This window comes from Marivirga salinae (assembly GCF_030503855.1).
Lineage (GTDB): Bacteria > Bacteroidota > Bacteroidia > Cytophagales > Cyclobacteriaceae > Marivirga > Marivirga salinarum.
In genome coordinates, this window is the sequence record NZ_CP129971.1 from 1,813,445 (window position 1) to 1,832,749 (window position 19,305).

Below are 19,305 nucleotides of genomic sequence, written 5' to 3' on the forward strand. Positions count from 1 at the left end.
AGTTTTAAGTAATAAGTTTTAGGTTTTAAGTTGTGGAGCCAATATTTTCAACTACCCATATCCATCACCCCCTCAAAAACTCATTTTTCAACTTTTGCCTGCCATTTAAGAATTTTTTATTGCTTAATGCGCTATAAAGTATAGATTTGCAAATTAATTTTTAACTTTGTTGGTAATACAAAATCAAGAAGTTTATAGCTAAGCTTTTGATCAATTTTAAAAGCGAGCCCTAAATAAAAAACTATGAAATTTTTAGTATCCTCATCTGCATTATTAAAGCAAATTTCATCCATCAATGGGGTGATTTCAACCAATCCCATGGTGCCTATTTTAGAGAATTTCTTATTTGAGATTCAAGATGGTCTTTTGACTATCACGGCTTCGGATTTACAAACTTCCATGATTACCGAGATTGATGTAGAATCATCTGAAAACGGAAGCATAGCCGTTCCAGCTAGGATTTTGATGGATACTTTGAAAAACCTTCCAGAGCAACCTGTGACTTTCTCTATTGATGAGGAAACTTACAGCATAGAAATTAGCTCTGATAATGGTCGCTATAAATTAGCGGGGGAGAATGCAACGGATTTCCCTAAAGTACAGGAAGTTGAAAATCCTGATACAGTAGATATTTCAGCAGATGTTTTAGCCACTGCTATTAACCATACCATCTATGCTACCAGTAATGACGAATTACGTCCAGCTATGGGTGGTGTTTACGTTAAATTTGATGAAACCAATACGACTTTCGTAGCAACTGACGGTAACCGTTTGATTCGTTACAGAAGGGTAGATGTAGCATCTGATTCAGGAACAGGTATTATCATTCCTAGAAAAGCTTTATCATTATTGAAAAACAGCTTGCCTGCAGAGAATGTGAACGTAGCAGTGGAATTTAATATGTCTAATGCTTATTTCAAATTCAATAATATCAAATTGATTTGCCGATTGGTAGATGAGCGTTTCCCTGATTATGAAAATGTTATTCCTGCAGAAAATAATATCAAACTGACCATCAACCGTCAGGAGTTTATGTCCTCTTTGAAAAGGATCAGCATTTATGCTAATAAAACGACTCACCAAGTTCGTTTGAAAATCAATGGTAGTGAATTGCAAATCTTTGCTGAAGATTTAGATTTCTCAAATGAAGCAAATGAAATCATGGCTTGCGAGCACCAAGGAGATGATATAGAAATCGGCTTCAATGCTAAGTTCTTAGTAGAAATGTTGAATAACTTAGATAGCAAAGAAGTGAGCATCGACATGTCAGCACCTAATAAAGCTGGTTTACTGTTCCCGTCTGATATGGATGAGAATGAAGACATCTTGTTATTGGTAATGCCTGTTATGTTAAATAATTACGTTTAATTTATTTTTTCTTTGATTATAAAATAAGACGTTTTACATTTGTCAAAATGAATTTCACGCAAAACACATATTATTACTATTATCAAGCCCCGACAGGAATCGGTAATGGTAGTGTTATGCATATTTTGTAAGACATATTTCGAATAGAAAATATACCAAGCCCGGTTCCAATGGAATCGGGCTTTTTTTATGCCCAAATTTTAAACTTTAACATTAAAAATTAATTATTAATACCATGCAACAGATTTATGAAAATTACACAGCCGAAGACCAAGATGTTTGGGGGATACTTTTCAGAAGACAATTTGAAAACATTAAAAAAGTAGCCACCAAAGAATTTGTGGACGGAATTGATAAAATTCATTTTACCGAAAAGGCTATTCCTAATTTTGTAGAAACAAATAAACACCTGAAGGAATTAACTGGCTGGCAGGTGGCTGCTGTACCAGGTATTGTAGATGATGATAAATTCTTTGAGCTGTTAAGCAACAGGATTTTCCCTGCCACTACCTGGTTAAGGACTCGTGAGCAGTTAGATTACCTAGAAGAACCAGATATGTTTCATGATGTATTTGGTCATATTCCTTTGCTTGCAAATCAGCCATTTGTTGATTTCTTACAAGGATTAGCAAAAATTGGGTTGAAGCATTTGGATAATGACTGGGCAATTCATCTTTTAAGTCGAATTTACTGGTTTACGATCGAGTTTGGTTTAATCAGAGAAGAAGGAGATTTAAGAATTTATGGCGCTGGAATTATTTCTTCTCCTGGAGAAACTAAATTCTCTATTTCTGATGAACCAGAGCATTTTGATTATAATGTGGAAGCGATCATAGATAGCAGCTATAGAAAAGATAAGTTCCAGACTAAATACTTTATCATTGATGATTATGAGCAATTATACAGCTCTCTTCCTCATATTGAGAAAGTGATTGAAGATAGGTTACAGAAAGAGCCGATAAGCATTCCTTAGAATAGGGATTGGTGCTTATGGTTGGTGGTATACCAACCATAAGCACATATTTCATTAAACCTTTCAGGTTTTCAAAATCGGAAAGGTTTTTGCCTTTATATCAGTTTATTATTTATCTTTTTTTCTCCTCCTATCCTGAATTTTTCATAAGTTTGATTTATAATGGAGGACAGTTATAAACATCAAGGAATGCGCAGAAAATTGATTCAGAAACTGCGCGAAAAAGGTATTGAGGATGAAAGGGTTTTATCGGCTATGGGGAAAATCCCCAGACATGTGTTTTTTGAAAATGCCTTTTTAGAACATGCTTATCAGGATAAAGCTTTTCCAATCGGACACGGTCAAACTATTTCTCAACCTTATACTGTAGCTTTCCAGTCTGAATTATTGCAAGTAAAACCAGGGGACAAAATATTGGAAATTGGAACGGGTTCCGGTTATCAAGCTTGTGTGCTTTGTGAACTTGGAGCTAAAGTTTATACAATAGAATATCAAAAGGATTTATACGAACGTACCCGAAGATTTTTACCTAAGTTAGGCTATAAACCTCATTTCTTTAGTGGAGATGGTTCTAAAGGAATTCCTGCACATGCACCCTATGACAAGATCATTGTAACGGCAGGAGCACCAAGTGTGCCTTCCGCATTAGTTGAACAATTAAATATCGGAGGATGTCTCGTAATTCCAGTAGGGGATAGTCAAACGCAACAGATGCTTCGTTTAACTAAAGAATCTGAGAAGAAAATTGTAAAAGAAGTATTTTCAAATTTTAGTTTTGTTCCTTTAAAAGGTGAGCAGGGATGGCAATAGAAAAGGCTGAATAAATTATATCCAGCCTTTTACTTTTCTGTTTTTTGAAGTTTAAGGTTTGTGATAAAATTCTACTTCACCGCTGGCAACATCATACATGCCGCCCGCAACCCCAATAGATCCATCATCAAGCATTTCTTTTAATACAGGGCTTTTTTCTTTGATCTGCTGAATGGTAAGCTCTACATTTTTGTCAGCTACTTTTTGCACAAATTCATCATTTTTGGAGCTTCGCTCACCATCTGTTGTTACAGCATCTTTTGCAGGTTGTAGTTTTTTCAACATACCGGTAAGGTTTCCTAACTCTACATTGTCGCAAGCGCCTTTTACTGCTCCACAACTAGTGTGGCCCAATACTACAATTAGTTTTGATCCGGCTACTTTGCAGGCAAATTCCATGCTGCCTAAAATATCCTCATTCACGAAATTTCCAGCAATTCTTACGCTAAAAATATCTCCTAATCCCTGATCAAAAATAAGCTCAGCAGGAACGCGAGAATCAATACAGCTAAGGACTATCGCAAAAGGATATTGCCCATCTCTGGTTTCATTTACTTGGTCTAAATGGTTACGGTCGGCTTTTAAATTTTCTACAAAACGTTTATTTCCTTCTTCTAAAAGAGAAAGTGCTTTTTGCGGGTTAAGTGCCGCTTGACTTTTTTCCGTTTGTGTCTTCATAATTTTTTATATTAATCTTAATTAATGATCTATTTTAAACTGTATTTTTTGTGAAATTCTTCGAAGCCTAATAATTCCACTTCTACATTTTTATATTTAGCACCTTCATTGGAATATAATTCAATTGCCTCTACAACATCAAAATCAATGAATTTTGATTTTCTAGCATCAATTATCACTTTAGAATTCTCTGGTATTTCGTCCAAAGTTTTTACCATACTTGCCTTATTTAAAAAAGATACTTCATCAGATAAAACTAATCGAATTGGCTCTCCTTTTTTATGAGCATCCTTATCAAATGAATAAGTGTTTTTCATGTTCTTCAGCAAAATGTTAAGGAATCCGGCTAATAGACCAATGACAATTCCGATTAATAGATCTGTAAATACGATGGCTACAATGGTGATAATAAATGGGTAAAACTGGCTAGGTCCAACTTTATACATAGCTTTCATCAAATTAATGTTAGCCAATTTGTAACCAGTAACCAATAGTATGGCGGCTAAACTTGCGTATGGAATCATATTGATAATAGTTGGGATAAGAAGGATCGCAACTAGTAATAGTATACCATGTAGCCAAGCCGATAATTTAGTTTTAGCTCCCGAATTGATGTTTACTGTACCACGTATAATCACGGCTGTCATAGGTAGACCTCCAATTAATCCTGCCACGATATTACCCACACCTTGTGCTTTCATTTCCCTGTTTAAAGGTGTTCTTCTTTTCTGTGGATCTAATTTATCTACTGCATCAATACTCAGCAAAGTTTCCAAACTGGCTACGATAGCAATAGTGATGGCAACAGTATAAACTACCGGTTCTGTTAAGATTGACCAATCAGGAAATACAAAAAGATTTTCAAATGAAGTGTCTTCACCTAGGACTGGAATAGTCACTAAATGTTTTTGAGCTAGTGCCATTCCGTTATCCAAAGCCATAAAAATGGCGTTTATCGCAACACCAACAAATACTACTACTAATGGAGCAGGGATTGATTTAATACTATTGTTTTTAATGTAATTCCAACCTATCAGAATTATTAATGATACTATCGATATGATAAAGGCAGTTGGATCAATGTTTTCGAAAGCCGAAACTAATGCGCTGAGAGCATTTTCATTATTACTTTGCCAAAAGTCCAAATCGCCTAAATAATCTTTATCATATCCAAATATATGTGGTATTTGCTTGATAATTAGTAGTATACCTATGGCAGCCAGCATTCCCTTTATTACTGAAGAAGGGAAATAGTTACCTATCGTACCAGCCTTAAGAAAACCTAAAATTAATTGGATAATACCGGCTAAAACTACTGCTACCAAAAAGCCTTCAAAAAAACCTATTTCTTCTATGCCGTTATAAACGATTACAGCCAGTCCTGCTGCAGGGCCTGAGACGGCTAATTGGCTACCACTTAGTAAGGCAACTACCAAACCACCTATTATACCCGTTACTAAACCTGAGAAAAGAGGTGCTCCTGAGGCTAGTGCAATACCTAAACATAGAGGCATTGCTACTAAAAATACCACCAAACTGGATAAGGAATCGTTTTTAAAATGTTTAAAAGTTATTCCTGTAAATTTTGAAAATTTTGATTCACTCATTGTTTAATCAATTATTGATTTCTTTGTAATAAAATATTTGCAGAATTATTTTATAAGAGTTAAGAGTACTTAACACAATAAAATATGTTGATCAATCTGATTAAACTTTCGGTGGGGGCGTGATTTTTAATATGGGAATGGATTGGTAAAGATTGGAGTGAAAGATGTTATTTACCAATGATTCATGTAAAATGTTATAAATAGAGGCTCGATATAAACCTAATGATTTTACATTCAGATGATTGTTTTCATCTTCATTATTTTCTTTTGAGGACTCTTTGCTTTCTTCTTCAAAAATATTCAGACCACTTGTTGATTCTTCACCTAATATATTATTGCTAACTTCTTTATCTTGAAAATCCTCAACAGCATCCAGACATAGCTGGGGTATGAAAGCCACATTAAAGAGACAGATGAAAAAGAAGGTTGATATGGTGATTTGAATAGTTTTCACTTAAAATTTTCAATACTCAAAATTAAGTATTAAAAAATTAAATATAGAATATAAGATACTTAAATGTATATAAAAAGTTTCATATACAAAAGTATTAAGATGTGAGGTATTCTATTTTTAGTGTCTTAAAGTGAATTCTAAATGTTCATGATTTCATGATTTTTGCTTTATAATCAGTTCATTTTGCAAGCCTATCTTTCATAAAAAATTACTATGAAGATCTTATATGCTATACAAGGCACGGGTAACGGACATATTAGTCGAGCTAGAGATATTATTCCTGTTTTACAGCAATATGGTGAACTTGATGTTTTGTTAAGTGGGACACAGGCAGATGTCGATTTAGGCTTTTCAATTCGATACCAATTGCATGGTTTAAGTTTTATATTCGGAAAAAGGGGAGGCGTAGATTTTTTAAAAACTATTAAGAGCATGAAGTTTTTTAGACTTGTAAGTGAAATCTGGTCTCTAAATGTCAGACAATATGATTTAGTTATTAATGATTTTGAGCCGGTTTCTGCTTGGACATGTTTACTAAAAGCGAAAAAGTGTGTTGGATTAAGCCATCAATCAGCGGTGATTCATCCTTTTTCTCCTAAACCGAATAAGATAGATTGGATAGGTTATTTGATTTTGAAATATTATGCTCCTGTAAAAAATGCTTATGGCTTTCATTTTAGGACTTATGCTGATAGAATTAATTCTCCTATCATTCGGGAAGAAGTACGGGCACTAGAAACTAAAGAAGAAAATTATTACACGGTCTATTTGCCTGCCTATAGTGATGAAAGAATAATTCATGTTTTATCTAATCTAGATACTGATTTCAAGGTGTTTTCAAAACATAGTTTTAAAAGAAGAATGGAAAAAAATGTAGAGATTATCCCCATAGATAATAAGCTATATTTAAAGAGTTTGAGTTCTTGTACCGGTCTAATATGTGGTGCAGGTTTTGAAGGACCTTCTGAAGCTTTATTTCTAAATAAAAAATTATTGGTCATCCCTATGAAGGGGCAATATGAGCAGCAATGCAATGCAGTTGCCCTTGAAAAATTAGGGGTTACAGTATTAAATTCTCTTCATCTCAGACATTTAAAAACTTTGAATAAATTTATCGACCAAAAAGAAATCACTCCAATAGACTTTCCAAATGAAACAGAAAAAATTATTGAAAAATTGATCGTAGAAAATGTAGAGCTAGATTATCCAGTTAGGGCTGATTCTTTTTCACTTTCTTGATGGCTGATAATTTTATTCATCATTCCTTCAAAGATGAATTCATGAAATACAAAAATACTATACCAATATAGCCTACCAAATAATCCGTGGGGTCGGAAAGTTGCAGTTTGTGTTATTTTATTTTTGCCTTCTTCATTTTTGGATATCTTAAATTCTAGCCAAGCTTCTCCAGGTAATTTCATTTCAGCAAATAAGAGCAATCGCCCTTCTTTTTTATCGGCTACTAATACTCGCCAAAAGTCTAATGAATCACCTGCAACTAATTGATCATGACTTCTTCTTCCTCTCCTTAATCCAACTCCACCAACGGCTTTATCCATATAGCCTCTTAGCTTCCATAAAAAATTCCAATAATACCATCCGCGATCGCCACCAATTTTCCATATATTTTGCAATACTTCAGATCGATTTCTTTCAAATATGGCAGTTCTTTTATCCATATAGCATCCATAAGTAGGGACTTGGACAAATTCCATTAATTCAGTATTGATTTTTGAACTGGCAAAAGCATCTTTCCAACTAGAAACTACTTCATTTTGAGCAATTCTATCAAATGCCATTTTCACTGCTTCGCTGTAAGTAATAAGTTCTTGGGGAACAATGTCTTCTATTCCTTTATTTTCTACTATAACCTCATTTTTCATGCTGTCAACCAAACTACTTGCAATTTTATAGCTAGTAGCTGTAACAAAATGAAGCCAATAAGAACTTAGGCGAGGAGTTAAAACAGGAAGAGTTATAATATATCTTTTTAATCCTCTGACTTGTGCAAAGATTAAAAGCATTTCTTTATAAGTGAGGATGTCTGGACCGCCTATATCATAGGTTTTTCCATAAGATTCTTCTTTCCCGATAATGCCAGAAAGATAATTAATCACATTTCTAATTGCAATGGGTTGACAGCGAGTTCTCAACCATTTAGGTGCCACCATAATAGGTAATTTTTCTACCAAATCACGGATAATCTCAAAAGAAGCTCCACCTGACCCAATAATAATGGCTGCACGCAATACTGTTAAAGAAGCCTTAGCTTGTGATAAAATAGTTTCAGCATTTTTTCGAGACGATAAATGTTTTGAAAGGGTGTCATCATTTGAAATACCACTTAAGTAAATAATATGTTTGCACTCTGTTTTGTTGATTGCTTCAACAAAATTTTGAGAAGTATTCTTTTCCATTTGCTGAAAGCTACTTGATGAGCTGCCCAGCGAATGGACTAAATAAAAAGAGGCTTCTATATCTTTGGGTAGGTCTTGAAGTTGCTCTGGTTTTAGAAGATCCGCTTCATAAAATTGAACTTTGTCGATGATTTTTTCTTCAAGTTCTATTCTTCTTTTATCTCTGACTAAGCAGATAACATCATGCCCTTGCATTACCAAAACAGGCAATAGTCTTCTGCCTATGTATCCATTTGCTCCTGTCAATAATATCTTCATATGATTGAAACCATTCAAAGTCTGAAAAGTTGTAAGTTTCGTTTATCGATTAAATAGGTGTTGTGATAGAATTTTTCTAGTGAATATAAATGTACTTCATTATATTTAATATATCTTATAATATGTTGTATTAAACAAATAGGCATGAAAAGTTTTAAATTTAAAAATACGGGGAATAGTGCATCCATAAATAATGATATTTGTGTGCTTTTGGTGGGTAATAACCCCATTGAAATGAGCATAATTTATGAAAAACTACATGCCTTAAAGGATAAGATAAAGCATATTGAAACAGCTTTTTCTCAGGAAGATATGATAAGAAAAATCAATTCAATACACCCTAATTGTATACTGTTAGATGATAATATTGGATTAAGTCCATTGAAAGCAATTGTCAATAGTATTAATGAGTTGAGTAAGGAAGCTATTTCAATTACGCTATTAAAATCAAATAATTATCAAGAATTAACTTCAGGCGTTCAAGAGTATTTGATGAAAGATGGATTAGATGAGACAAGAATATATAATTCCTTAAGAAATGCGTTAAGATTTAAGAAAACGCAACAGTTTTTTAGAATCAAGTATTACTCAGGTAAAAGAAATATTAAAAGAATGTTTATATAAAAGCCTCTAAATAGAAAGTGAAGGCTAGTATTTTTTCACCTCTTTTCACTTTAATTTTGATTTTTTTTCCTTCTTTTTTTCTTAGCTTTCTATTTATCAATTCTAAGCTAAGCCCTTTGCCTGAATTACCATTTAAACTTATAATTTTATCTTCCTTTCTTAATCCGGCATCATAAGCTGGTGTATTTTCTCTTACTTTTTCAATTTCGTAATAGGGTTCTAAATAATATTCTCCTTTGGCTACTACAGTCATACCACTCATATCATGTTTGAATTTGGCGGTTTTCAGACTGTTCCGCCTGATATATAATTTATCATTACCATAATCAAAAAATAGTTTAAAATGTTTTAATACACCTCCTCCAATTGTACCGTTCCTCCCCGTAATTTTAATGATATCTTCATATGCTCCTGAATCAGGATAATTGGCCACAACATCTTCTAAAATATATTTATCTAAAGACAGTTGTGGAATTCTTGCGGCATGTCCTTCAATAGAACCGGCAATGCCTGCTCCTAATACGTCTCTTACATTTTTCTCGGGAAGTTGAATATCCTTACTACTATTTTTATGAAGCATTAAGGGATGAGATGCCCCAGTATCAATCATTAGTTTACTTAAAATTTCTGTTGAGTCATTTAATTTAATTTTTTGATAAATATATGGCTTGCTTTGTTCGATTTTCATCTCTATAGATCTATAAAAAAACATAGGCCGGTTGAAAGATTCAGGAAGATAAAATTTCATTACCTCATTTCTATAATCTACTTTAACAATAAAATTTTTAAAGAAATCATAGCCTAAAATTCCGTGAATTTTTATACCCAAGTTTTTTTGAAGATTTAAATAGTCCTCTTTTAATATTAGTAGTGGAATATTGTTACCAGTAATTTTCCCGACTTTTATATTGGTTTTATTAGCGATATAGGCTTCTACTTCTTTAATGCCAGCAGCTCCAATTAGCACTAATTTTCTGTCAGGTTCAATGTTAAGTATGTCGCTATATGTTTTGTCAATTAAAACAGTATTGGTTACTCCAGTATCCACTATAAATTTTAATGGTATAACTCCTTCAAAAAGAACATCGACAATGATTAAATTACTATTTATATCAAAAGGAATGCTGGTACTTTTTTTATCGTCATTTATTTCGAAGCCAAATTTTAAATTTTGCCCTGAAACTTTTTTAATTTCAGCAGTTAATATAAGTAAAGTTAAAAAAGCATAGTATATACACTTTTTAATCATAGTCAAAAATTAAATAATAAATATGAGAAATATACAAAATTACATTGAGCATACTAATCTAAAAGCGACAATAACTTCAAATGATATTGAATTGTTATTAAAGCAGGCTCAAGAAAACAATATTTTTGGAATTTGTGTTCCCCCATTTTGGGTGAAAAAAGCAAAAAGAGATATAGGTAAGTCAGGTATTCAATTAATTACAGTAATTGGTTTTCCATTAGGATATCAGATGAGCCAAGCTAAGGAAGCAGAAGCAGTTCAGGCTATCAAAGATGGAGCGGATGAATTGGACATGGTATTAAATATATCCTCGGTAAAATCTGAGATGATGTGGCCAAAAATTGAGGTTGCTAAAATGGGGAAATTAGCCCATGAGAACGGTAAAATTTTAAAGGTAATTATTGAAACAGCTTATCTTTCGGAACAAGAAATTATGGATGCTTGTAAAATATGTGCTGATGCTGGTGCAGATTATGTAAAAACCTCTACAGGCTTTGCTCCAGAAGGGGCAAAAGTAGCGCATATAAAGTTAATGCGCTCTGTACTACCAGATCATGTAGGTATTAAAGCAAGTGGAGGAATAAAGACTTATGATCAAGCTTTAGAATTGATTGAAGCAGGTACAGATAGAATTGGTACTTCTTCTGGCCCAGAAATTTGTAAAGGTTCTTAATTAGCGATTTTCATCGGAACAATTCCTTTGTGCTTATAGATTTTGATTCCAAAATGATCAGAGATATAATTTTTTAATCTAGAATAAGCCCTTTGAGATTGCTTGTCGTCTGGATAGAAAATAGCAGTTTCCAAAACTGCTTTCAAAAAGTTTTTTGATCTAGAGAAATCAACTATCCATTTTTTTAGTGCATTAGCCCAATCATCTTGATATTTTTCTTGGTGATCCCTACCATCAAATAATAATTCTAATTGGTTAGAACTGAATTTATATCGGTATAAACCTGCTAATTCATCATAAAATGTGGAAAGTTCTTCAAGATTGTAATCTGTAGTAGAAAGTATTTTTTCAATAGATTTGTCTTTCAGTCCCAAAGGATTGTAGCGCAAAAGATATATGTCTTTGACAATTTCAACCATTTGATTCAATAAAGAATCCTTAAGCTCCATTTGAGCATTTTCTAATAAGTAGTTTTTATCAAAAGGAAAAAATCTGCGCTTCATTCAAATATAGTTTCTCAAAGATATAACCAAATCTATAAAATCAGAAGCCTTTTTGTTGTTATATGCTCAAATTAATGTCTGATGCCACATTCATCGCAATATTTCATTTTATCAGGTGATCGCTTCTTTGGTTTCCTTTTATGCCCGAAATAAGTCCAATCCGAATACTGAGGCTTCTCCATTTCCTTGGCTTTTTTTCGTTTTTCTTTAGCGTTTTGCTCCATTCGCTCTTCATATTCCACTATGAGTTGATCTCCCCAGTTTAATTTTTGCTTCTTTTTAAATAAGCCGAAAAACCAAGTTTCCTGTCTTGCTTGGGGTCTTTTTCCATAATTTTTATTTGCTTCAGGATTAAGGCTTGAAGGATTCTGTTGGCTATAGCTAGGCTGAGATTGACTGACCGGTTGCTTTTGGCAAGAAGCTAAAAGTAGAACGGCAGTTATAAATACTAAACACTTTTTAATCATGCCTTAAAAACGTTAATCTTTTAAATTATTGTATCCATTAACTAAACATAAATTGTAATATATAGTATATTGTGCTCCATTAAAATTTACTTTAACTGTGAAAAAGGATTTAATTCAAATAGAATATAAAAAATACGACTCCATAGATGAGCTCTCATCTGAATATCAAGATCTATGGAAATCAGCTTTGGAAGCTAGACAACATTCTCATTCTCCTTATTCAAATTTTACTGTTGGGGCAGCAATCCAATTAGAAGATGGACAGATTATAACTGGAACCAATCAGGAAAATGCATCTTTTCCAGCTGGTTTATGTGCTGAAAGAACAGCTATGTATAGAGCAGGAATACAAGCACCTAAACAAAAATTCAAAAGAATAGCAATAGCAGCTAGTAAAAGAGATTCTGATCAATTGGCAAGTGCCCCACCATGTGGAGGATGTAGACAAGTGATGTTAGAATTTGAAAAAAGACATCAGCAAGGTTTTGAATTACTATTTACGGATTCGGAAGGTAAATTTATACTGATTGAAAAGCCTACTGATTTGTTTCCTTTTTCATTTGTGTTTTAAAACTGCTCATCCTTCAATTTCAAATGAAGAATGAGCAGGTGAATTGTCTAATTCTTAATCATTTTTGACATGATATAGTTGCCATCATTATCTTGTAAGCGAATGATATATGTACCTGTTGCTAAATTGTGTACATCAATTTTAGACTGACCATTTTTTAATCTTATTTTTTCATGTACAACTCCCTTCAAATCATAAATAGTTAGTTCATTTGCATTGATGGCATTCTCCAATTTCAAATTGATTACGTTTTTTGCTGGATTGGGATAAAAACTAAATCTGATCATTTTGTTTGGTTCATTAGCAGTCACTCTTCCAGTTTCTGTCACTTTAATTAAACCGTCTTCAACTAAAGCCTCAACACTTACCACCTCGCCTTGTTCACCACTTAAATTAAAGTCAATATCTGAAGTTTCATCAACTTGAACACCAGGATATTCTATTCTAATTTTATAATCTCCCGATGGTAGATTTGGAAAAGAAAATTCTCCGTTCTCATCTGTCTTAACATAAGCTACTATTTCATAATCTTCATCTAATAACCTTAGGCTATTTGTAGCTCTGGAAGATCCGGAAAGTGTTCTTACACTTACACCTGCACCACTGACTTTTCTTCTGGGTAAAACTCTTAAGGAAGAATCTGCTTCATCATATTCTTCTTCAATAAAACCAGAAATTTCAGAGCCAGGTTCTGTTAATGGCTCGGGTTCTTTCTCTACTTCTATTGTTATTCCAGTCGTGTTTTCTTGTAAAAATAGAGTGTCTGCTACTTGCCAGTCCAATGTATTTCCTAAGTATGTTGGAATCAAATTAGGATATTGATTTTCATCAGGGTCTGCTAAGATGATATAATCTCCTAAAATTAGATTTTCAAAATTGAATGTATTACTACCTGCTAATGGCTGTACTGCAGCAGTATCATATTTATTGGCAAATGGATTTATAGCAAACAATCTAACATTCCCTTCATTTACATTTACATTATCAATATCCACTACACTTCCAGAAAGGTTAGCGGCTATGGCTTCATACGGAATGTAGGTTCTATGACTTCTTTTGCCAGATTGATCTATTGCTTGAAAAACTAAATCATAGGTAAGATTAGGTTCTATTACAGATCTATTGGGTAAAAATTCTACTTCTAAATCACTAACTTGATTGAAACCACGAACATTAAATGGAGAAGAGGATTGGTTGTTTCTTCTATACAGATATCTTATTCGGTTAAGATTGTTACTATTGTTAGATTTTACACTAAGTTTTGCGGAAAGTCTCGGGCCAATTTCGATATTGTAGATTGATGGTACGGGTGGTAAACCACTAAGTATGTATGGAGAATCTCCCGAAAAAGCACCTTGGGCTAAACTTTCATCAATTGGTATAAAATCATTGTCTATACTCAAAGTACCTGAATTATTAGTAAATAATGCTACATCATAGGTTAAGGTGTTAGAGTATGTGTTGTTACCGCCTTGAGTTTCAATAATGTTATTGTTAAATACTAGATCATTTATAGAATTTGAAACAACACCAATATTATTATTATTTACCGTTACATTATTCAGACTGTTTTTGGATACATTAATAACATCGAAAAATGTTTGAATAGAATCAATTATGTTATTATTTATTAGGATGTTGTCATAGGTTCTAGGATTAGTTGCAGTTGTAGATGAAAATTCAAGTATATTAATAAAATTTCCAATGATATCTATTTGGTTGTGCTTATCACTAAGTACAAGATTATTTATTTTGTTACCTCTTATTATAACATTCTGTAAGGTGTCAGTAGCTGAAGAGGATTGGAAATTCATTCCTATAATATTTGCTGCTACTCCATAAACTTTACTATTATCTGCCAAAGCATTGAAATAAATGTTGCCGACATTTGCATCTAATGTATTGAATTGATTGCCTGTGTTTTCTTCTAGAAAATAGCCAGGCCCCAAAAGTACTCTTGGGCTATTGAATATTGCACCAAGATATTGTGTTTCTGAGCCAGCAATATAAAGAGTGTCACCAGCTTTTGTTGCTGCTGCAGCTTGATTTAATGAACGGAAATCAGCAATAGTTCCGGGTCTATTATCCACATACCAATTAGTTTTACCGCCAGCAATTTTCAAATTAATTGGTGCTGAATTTAAAATTAAATCAGCTAAATCAGGATGGGTGGCTTTCAAATAATATTGACCAGATTTTGCAGTTGTAAAATTATTGATTGTTAAGGAAAGTGAATTGGCATTTGTCAATGAATCACCATTTAAAATCCATTGATAATTCGCATTATCAACTTGAACAAAATCTGAACTTATATTTTGAGAGGCTCCAATTGCGACTTCAATATCTGAGGGAGCCCCAATATTTCGTTGGGGCCTATAAGTAAAGTCACTTACCCCTAAATAAGGTAATAAGCTTTCGAATTGTAATTGATTAAAAGCCAGATTTACCATTTGTAAATTTGGCAATGTGCTGATATCTGGTAAGAAATCAAAATTATTATAACTGATGTCAAATGTGGTTAAATTCTGAGCCGAAGTTATTTCAATTGGGAAAGCATCTACAAAAAGATTGTTACGTAGATATAGTGAATTGAGATTAGTCAAATTCCCAATTCTTTCATCTATCACACCAGTAAACAATTGGTCTGATAAATCAAGCCCATAGAGATTGGTTAGATTATAAATCCCCTCTGGAAATTCGCCTCCATTTGCTCTAGTATTCCATATGGAAAGAAACTCCAATTGTGTAAGTTCTCCTATATTATTTGGTAAATCTACCAAGAGATTTGGATTCCCTCCAGCTTGCAATGCTCTAAAGTTTGGCATATTCAGCATATCGGGTAATGTTCCGGAAAAATTATTTCCACTGAACCAAAACTCTATTAAAGAAGGACAATTTAGAATTTCAATAGGTACTTCACCTTCTAGGTTCATATTTTCTAGAAATAGGAATTTAAGACTGTCCATTAATCCTATTTCCAGAGGTAAACCGCCTGTAATTTCATTCCCTGATAAATTTAATTCTATTACATTTTTTAATTCACCTATTGATGTAGGTATGGTGCCAGTTAACAGATTCCCGGATACGTTAAATTGATCCATTAAAGGTGAGTTACTTATTTCAATTGGAATTTCACCAGTCAACTGATTATTAAATACTCTAATTTCCAGTAATCCAGGATGGAAAACATCAGGTAAAATTGTGCCTGTGAAATTACAATCATGAGCTGATACTCGCTCTAAAGCAGGATAATTAATAAGGAAATCGAATAAATTACCCGAAAGCTCAGGGTTATTCCAAAAGTAAAACCTTTTAAGAGAGTCTAGGTTTTTCAAGCTTTCAGGAAGTGTTCCCGTCAGATTATTATCAGCCAACCAAACTTCCACAACTCGACCATCAGGGCCCAAAGAAACTCCATTCCATTGGTCCAACGGTGAGGAAAGCCACCCATCAGCATTAATCCAAGCGGTATCCCCAGGATTGGTTGCGTTATATAAATCAACAAGTGCTAAGGAATCGGCAAAGTTGCTATTTGACAAAATAGATAAGAAGCCTTGTTTTGATTTATAGCTACCAGTTTGTAGATTTTGAGTATTGTAAGTAGAAGAAGATACTTGCAAACTTATATTACCATTCTCTATTTTGGCAGCAATATTTCCGTAATTATACCTTACTTGTTGCTGAGCTAATAAAGAAGAGCTCCCTAAAAGTAAAAAGGCTAAAAGATAAATTATAAATGGTTTCATAAGCTAGGTATTCAAATGATGAAAAAACTTTTTTTACTTTGAAGCTACTTTTTGGCCTTCCAATAATAATTTTTCCAGCTTATCAATTTTCTTTGACAATTCTTTTGTTTCGTTAAGTGCAGTAGTTAATGTGTCATTTTCCTTTTCTAAATTCTCCACTTTAGCATTTAATTCCTTAATGGCTTCTATTAAAACAGCTGTCATTTGAGCATAGTTTACTGATTTGAATCCTTCATCATTGGTATGAACAAATTCAGGATAAACTTTTTCCACTTCTTGGGCGATTACACCAATTTGTCTCTTTTTAGAACCATTTTCGTTTTTCCAGAAATACGAAGTACCTCTTAATTTTAAAGTGTTTTCAAGAGAGTTTTCTAAATTGGTTATATTTTTTTTCAATCTTCTATCCGAAGATGCAGTAATTGTAGTAGCTGTAATTGTGCTTGTTTGCCCATTCAATATAATTTGTTCAGTTGGACTATCTAATGTTATGGATCCCCATTCGTTAGTTCCATCGGTGCCTGTTGTAGCGAATACTCTTGGTGAAATGCCGTCTGTTCCAAATAAAGTGAACTGACCTAAATCATTATTTCCAGGATCTCTATCTAATTGAACATTTTTATTACCATTTGGACCGTATGTAATTAGGAAACCTGAATTATCGCCAAAGGAACCAATTTCTGCTTTTAAACCATTATCAGAACCATAAAATACAGCTTGTCCACTATTTCCACCTCTGTTTTGAACTGCAACGATGTCAAGTCCAGTAGTTCCTCTTAACTTTAATTGACCTGAATTTCCATTGCCTCTTGCCTCTAATATTGCAGTTGTAGAACCAACACTATCCCTTAATTCTAAGCCACCAGCAGATGAACCTAGGAAATTTGAAGAAATCAATACGCTTTCATTATTTTCCCCTCCATTATTGGTGAAATTTAAAATCAGGTCAGCAAAGTTTGTAGTGCCAGGTCCTTGTTTCACTTCAATTGCAGCATTTCTTATCCACCATCCTCCTCCATCATCATTATTTCCAAATAAACTAAAGATAGGTAAGTCATTATTTTCCCACCTTTTCCCAGTTAATTCAACATTAAAACTATTAGTACCCCATAAAGACAGAAAGCCAGACTTACCCGTAGGATCGCCTCCACCTTCTTCTCTGGCATTACCAATTGCTGCTAATAGAGTACCCTCGTTATCATACCAATCTGAACCAGATCTCAAATATCCACCACTCATTACTGGTCCGCCTGCTATTTCTCTTTCTGTTATATAATTTTCCATAAGTCTGGCAATTCCAGTTCCTGATGGATTTAAACCATAATATTGGGAATAACTTTTGCTACCGTTGGTTCTAGCAACTATTGCACTTGTGAGCGCTCCTGAGCCATTTCTCTGGTTTAGTTGCAGACGTCCACCAAGTGGGTCCGCAGCTAAAAATCCTTGTGGTGCACCCAATGAATCATAAATATTCACACTTCCATAATAGGGATTGAAAGAGCCGATTCTAAGATTTAAACTGTCATTAGGTCCTTTTATCTCTAGATTTCCATTTGTCGTCAACAATGAGTTGATATTGACTAAAGGCTTATATAGTGTAGCGATACCAATTGATACCCCATCCACAGTAATTTCAAGAGGGGTTTCTGTTGTATCACTAAAAATCATGCTGGGTAAAGGTGTTTCATCTCCCAAAACAACATTATATATCCCATTTTCAATGGGGATATCGGTTTTTGTTTCTGTCCAACCGTAATCAGGTAAAGCAAAATCAAATGTTCTAGTACCGTTTAATGGTACTCCTGATTCTTCTAAATATCCTTGAAAGGGAAGTTTTTGTGCTGTTAAAATAAATCCGATTAAAAAGAAAGCGAGTGTTAGGTAAACCTTTTTCATTACATATATAATTTTGATAAATTATTCTATATGTAAGATAATGATTGCCAGTTAAGTATGGAAATGCTAAACTGTAAAATACCTAAAAATGAGTATTAGAAAAATGGTGCTTTTCGATAAGAAGTGTATTTTGTAAGACTAATATTTTATAATTTTTGAACTGAAAATATAATTAAAAATATATTATGGAGCAGCAAACAAAAAGTTATAATGGATGAGATAAAAATGGATATTTTTAAAGCTAGGCGAGAGTATAATCAGAATCCGAACTTAATAGTTACTTTTAAAATCAAAATCTTCTTTTTTAGAATCTAGTAATTTGCCTTGCTGGCATTTTAATACTCTCGAAGGGTGAGTGTCTAAAAAACTATGGTCATGTGTTCCCATCAATATTGCAGTACCACTTTTGTTGATGTCAGTAAATAATTTGAAAATGCCTTCAGAAACCTCTGGATCTAAATTTCCTGTGGGCTCATCCGCTATCAAAAGTACAGGTTCATTTATTAGTGCTCTTGCAATTACTACTCTTTGTTGTTCTCCTCCTGAGAGTTGATGAGGCATTTTATTGTCAACTGCGCCTAATCCTACTCGCATCAGCACATCAGCCATGCGGGTTTTCATTTTAGATTTTTCTTTCCATCCTGTGGCTTTCATTACGAAATAAAGGTTTTCTGCAACGGTGCGGTCGGCCAGTAATTGGAAATCTTGGAAAATCACACTTATTTTTCTGCGAAGCTGAGCTATTTGTTTTGATTTGATGCCGTTAATTTTAAATCCTGCTACTTCCATTTGTCCTAGTCGCAGATCCAAATCGGCATATAGCGTTTTCATTAAAGAGCTTTTTCCACTTCCCGTTCTACCAATAAGGTAAACAAATTCACCTTTACCAATACTCAAAGAGATATCACTTAAGATGGCTTTATCTTCTTGAAAGATAGTGGCGTTTTCAATACGGATTACGGGTTCGTTGGAAAATGATGACATCTTTAATTATATAGATTCTAAAATTTA

The 19,305-nt window shown here is 33.5% G+C and carries 17 protein-coding genes; 7 read left to right on the top strand and 10 right to left on the bottom strand.

Annotated elements, in window-relative coordinates; all coding sequences use genetic code 11:
* Positions 1-243 precede the first annotated feature (243 nt).
* The 3 genes from dnaN to QYS49_RS07760 all read left to right on the top strand — a co-directional run bounded on the left by dnaN (position 244) and on the right by QYS49_RS07760 (position 3,151).
* Entirely contained in the window at positions 244-1,368 is a 1,125-nt protein-coding gene (gene dnaN, locus QYS49_RS07750) for a DNA polymerase III subunit beta (RefSeq protein ID WP_013453562.1), read from the top strand.
* A gap of 235 nt (positions 1,369-1,603) precedes the next feature.
* A complete protein-coding gene (locus tag QYS49_RS07755) occupies positions 1,604-2,341 on the top strand; it encodes a phenylalanine 4-monooxygenase (RefSeq protein ID WP_308351199.1) in 738 nt (245 codons plus the stop codon).
* Positions 2,342-2,503: 162 nt separating this feature from the next.
* Positions 2,504-3,151: a protein-L-isoaspartate(D-aspartate) O-methyltransferase gene (locus QYS49_RS07760; protein ID WP_308351200.1), complete on the top strand. Its 648-nt coding sequence runs from the start codon at positions 2,504-2,506 to the stop codon at positions 3,149-3,151.
* Between the two features lie 51 nt (positions 3,152-3,202).
* Here QYS49_RS07760 and QYS49_RS07765 read toward each other — a convergent pair whose 3' ends face one another.
* From QYS49_RS07765 to QYS49_RS07775, 3 genes are all read right to left on the bottom strand, one after another.
* Positions 3,203-3,829, bottom strand: a complete 627-nt coding sequence (locus QYS49_RS07765) for a carbonic anhydrase family protein (RefSeq protein ID WP_308351201.1) — start codon at positions 3,827-3,829, stop codon at positions 3,203-3,205.
* 29 nt (positions 3,830-3,858) lie between these two features.
* The gene (locus tag QYS49_RS07770; RefSeq protein ID WP_308351202.1) at positions 3,859-5,436 is read right to left on the bottom strand and encodes a SulP family inorganic anion transporter; all 1,578 of its coding nucleotides are present in this window, start codon (positions 5,434-5,436) and stop codon (positions 3,859-3,861) included.
* A 100-nt stretch (positions 5,437-5,536) separates the two neighbouring features.
* Complete coding sequence (locus tag QYS49_RS07775; RefSeq protein ID WP_308351203.1) at positions 5,537-5,890, bottom strand: hypothetical protein; 354 nt, start codon at positions 5,888-5,890, stop codon at positions 5,537-5,539.
* Positions 5,891-6,103: 213 nt separating this feature from the next.
* Here QYS49_RS07775 and QYS49_RS07780 point away from each other — a divergent pair, with 213 nt between their 5' ends.
* A complete protein-coding gene (locus QYS49_RS07780) occupies positions 6,104-7,129 on the top strand; it encodes a glycosyltransferase family protein (protein ID WP_308351204.1) in 1,026 nt (341 codons plus the stop codon).
* Here the strand turns inward: QYS49_RS07780 and QYS49_RS07785 are convergent.
* Entirely contained in the window at positions 7,093-8,565 is a 1,473-nt protein-coding gene (locus QYS49_RS07785; protein ID WP_308351205.1) for an SDR family oxidoreductase, read from the bottom strand. The two genes, QYS49_RS07780 and QYS49_RS07785, sit on opposite strands and share 37 nt — an antisense overlap.
* A 144-nt stretch (positions 8,566-8,709) precedes the next feature.
* Between QYS49_RS07785 and QYS49_RS07790 the strand changes: the two genes are divergently transcribed.
* Positions 8,710-9,189, top strand: a complete 480-nt coding sequence (locus tag QYS49_RS07790; RefSeq protein WP_308351206.1) for a hypothetical protein — start codon at positions 8,710-8,712, stop codon at positions 9,187-9,189.
* Here the strand turns inward: QYS49_RS07790 and QYS49_RS07795 are convergent.
* Complete coding sequence (locus QYS49_RS07795; RefSeq protein ID WP_308351207.1) at positions 9,182-10,438, bottom strand: aspartyl protease family protein; 1,257 nt, start codon at positions 10,436-10,438, stop codon at positions 9,182-9,184. The genes QYS49_RS07790 and QYS49_RS07795 overlap by 8 nt on opposite strands.
* 22 nt (positions 10,439-10,460) lie before the next feature.
* Between QYS49_RS07795 and deoC the strand changes: the two genes are divergently transcribed.
* The gene (gene deoC, locus QYS49_RS07800) at positions 10,461-11,111 is read left to right on the top strand and encodes a deoxyribose-phosphate aldolase (RefSeq protein WP_308351208.1); all 651 of its coding nucleotides are present in this window, start codon (positions 10,461-10,463) and stop codon (positions 11,109-11,111) included.
* Here the strand turns inward: deoC and QYS49_RS07805 are convergent.
* Together QYS49_RS07805 and QYS49_RS07810 are read right to left on the bottom strand one after the other, a co-directional pair.
* The gene (locus QYS49_RS07805; RefSeq protein ID WP_308351209.1) at positions 11,108-11,614 is read right to left on the bottom strand and encodes a hypothetical protein; all 507 of its coding nucleotides are present in this window, start codon (positions 11,612-11,614) and stop codon (positions 11,108-11,110) included. The two genes, deoC and QYS49_RS07805, sit on opposite strands and share 4 nt — an antisense overlap.
* 71 nt (positions 11,615-11,685) lie before the next feature.
* Positions 11,686-12,081: a hypothetical protein gene (locus tag QYS49_RS07810; RefSeq protein WP_308351210.1), complete on the bottom strand. Its 396-nt coding sequence runs from the start codon at positions 12,079-12,081 to the stop codon at positions 11,686-11,688.
* A gap of 97 nt (positions 12,082-12,178) precedes the next feature.
* Between QYS49_RS07810 and cdd the strand changes: the two genes are divergently transcribed.
* A complete protein-coding gene (gene cdd, locus QYS49_RS07815) occupies positions 12,179-12,652 on the top strand; it encodes a cytidine deaminase (protein ID WP_308351211.1) in 474 nt (157 codons plus the stop codon).
* Positions 12,653-12,699: 47 nt separating this feature from the next.
* Here the strand turns inward: cdd and QYS49_RS07820 are convergent, their stop codons facing one another.
* The 3 genes from QYS49_RS07820 to QYS49_RS07830 all read right to left on the bottom strand — a co-directional run bounded on the left by QYS49_RS07820 (position 12,700) and on the right by QYS49_RS07830 (position 19,278).
* Entirely contained in the window at positions 12,700-16,398 is a 3,699-nt protein-coding gene (locus QYS49_RS07820) for a T9SS type A sorting domain-containing protein (protein ID WP_308351212.1), read from the bottom strand.
* Positions 16,399-16,431: 33 nt separating this feature from the next.
* On the bottom strand, positions 16,432-18,294 hold the full coding sequence (locus tag QYS49_RS07825) for a tail fiber domain-containing protein (RefSeq protein WP_308351213.1): 1,863 nt from the start codon (positions 18,292-18,294) through the stop codon (positions 16,432-16,434).
* Between the two features lie 270 nt (positions 18,295-18,564).
* Entirely contained in the window at positions 18,565-19,278 is a 714-nt protein-coding gene (locus tag QYS49_RS07830) for a cell division ATP-binding protein FtsE (RefSeq protein WP_308351214.1), read from the bottom strand.
* Positions 19,279-19,305 lie beyond the last annotated feature (27 nt).

Coding starts and splice junctions, on each gene's coding strand:
- QYS49_RS07780 (WP_308351204.1), top strand. CDS start 6,104: ATGAAGATCTTATATGCTATACAAGGCACGGGTAACGGACATATTAGT.
- QYS49_RS07825 (WP_308351213.1), bottom strand. CDS start 18,294: ATGAAAAAGGTTTACCTAACACTCGCTTTCTTTTTAATCGGATTTATT.
- QYS49_RS07805 (WP_308351209.1), bottom strand. CDS start 11,614: ATGAAGCGCAGATTTTTTCCTTTTGATAAAAACTACTTATTAGAAAAT.
- QYS49_RS07755 (WP_308351199.1), top strand. CDS start 1,604: ATGCAACAGATTTATGAAAATTACACAGCCGAAGACCAAGATGTTTGG.
- QYS49_RS07760 (WP_308351200.1), top strand. CDS start 2,504: ATGGAGGACAGTTATAAACATCAAGGAATGCGCAGAAAATTGATTCAG.
- QYS49_RS07785 (WP_308351205.1), bottom strand. CDS start 8,565: ATGAAGATATTATTGACAGGAGCAAATGGATACATAGGCAGAAGACTA.
- deoC (WP_308351208.1), top strand. CDS start 10,461: ATGAGAAATATACAAAATTACATTGAGCATACTAATCTAAAAGCGACA.
- QYS49_RS07820 (WP_308351212.1), bottom strand. CDS start 16,398: ATGAAACCATTTATAATTTATCTTTTAGCCTTTTTACTTTTAGGGAGC.
- QYS49_RS07765 (WP_308351201.1), bottom strand. CDS start 3,829: ATGAAGACACAAACGGAAAAAAGTCAAGCGGCACTTAACCCGCAAAAA.
- QYS49_RS07770 (WP_308351202.1), bottom strand. CDS start 5,436: ATGAGTGAATCAAAATTTTCAAAATTTACAGGAATAACTTTTAAACAT.
- dnaN (WP_013453562.1), top strand. CDS start 244: ATGAAATTTTTAGTATCCTCATCTGCATTATTAAAGCAAATTTCATCC.
- QYS49_RS07830 (WP_308351214.1), bottom strand. CDS start 19,278: ATGTCATCATTTTCCAACGAACCCGTAATCCGTATTGAAAACGCCACT.
- QYS49_RS07795 (WP_308351207.1), bottom strand. CDS start 10,438: ATGATTAAAAAGTGTATATACTATGCTTTTTTAACTTTACTTATATTA.
- QYS49_RS07810 (WP_308351210.1), bottom strand. CDS start 12,081: ATGATTAAAAAGTGTTTAGTATTTATAACTGCCGTTCTACTTTTAGCT.
- QYS49_RS07790 (WP_308351206.1), top strand. CDS start 8,710: ATGAAAAGTTTTAAATTTAAAAATACGGGGAATAGTGCATCCATAAAT.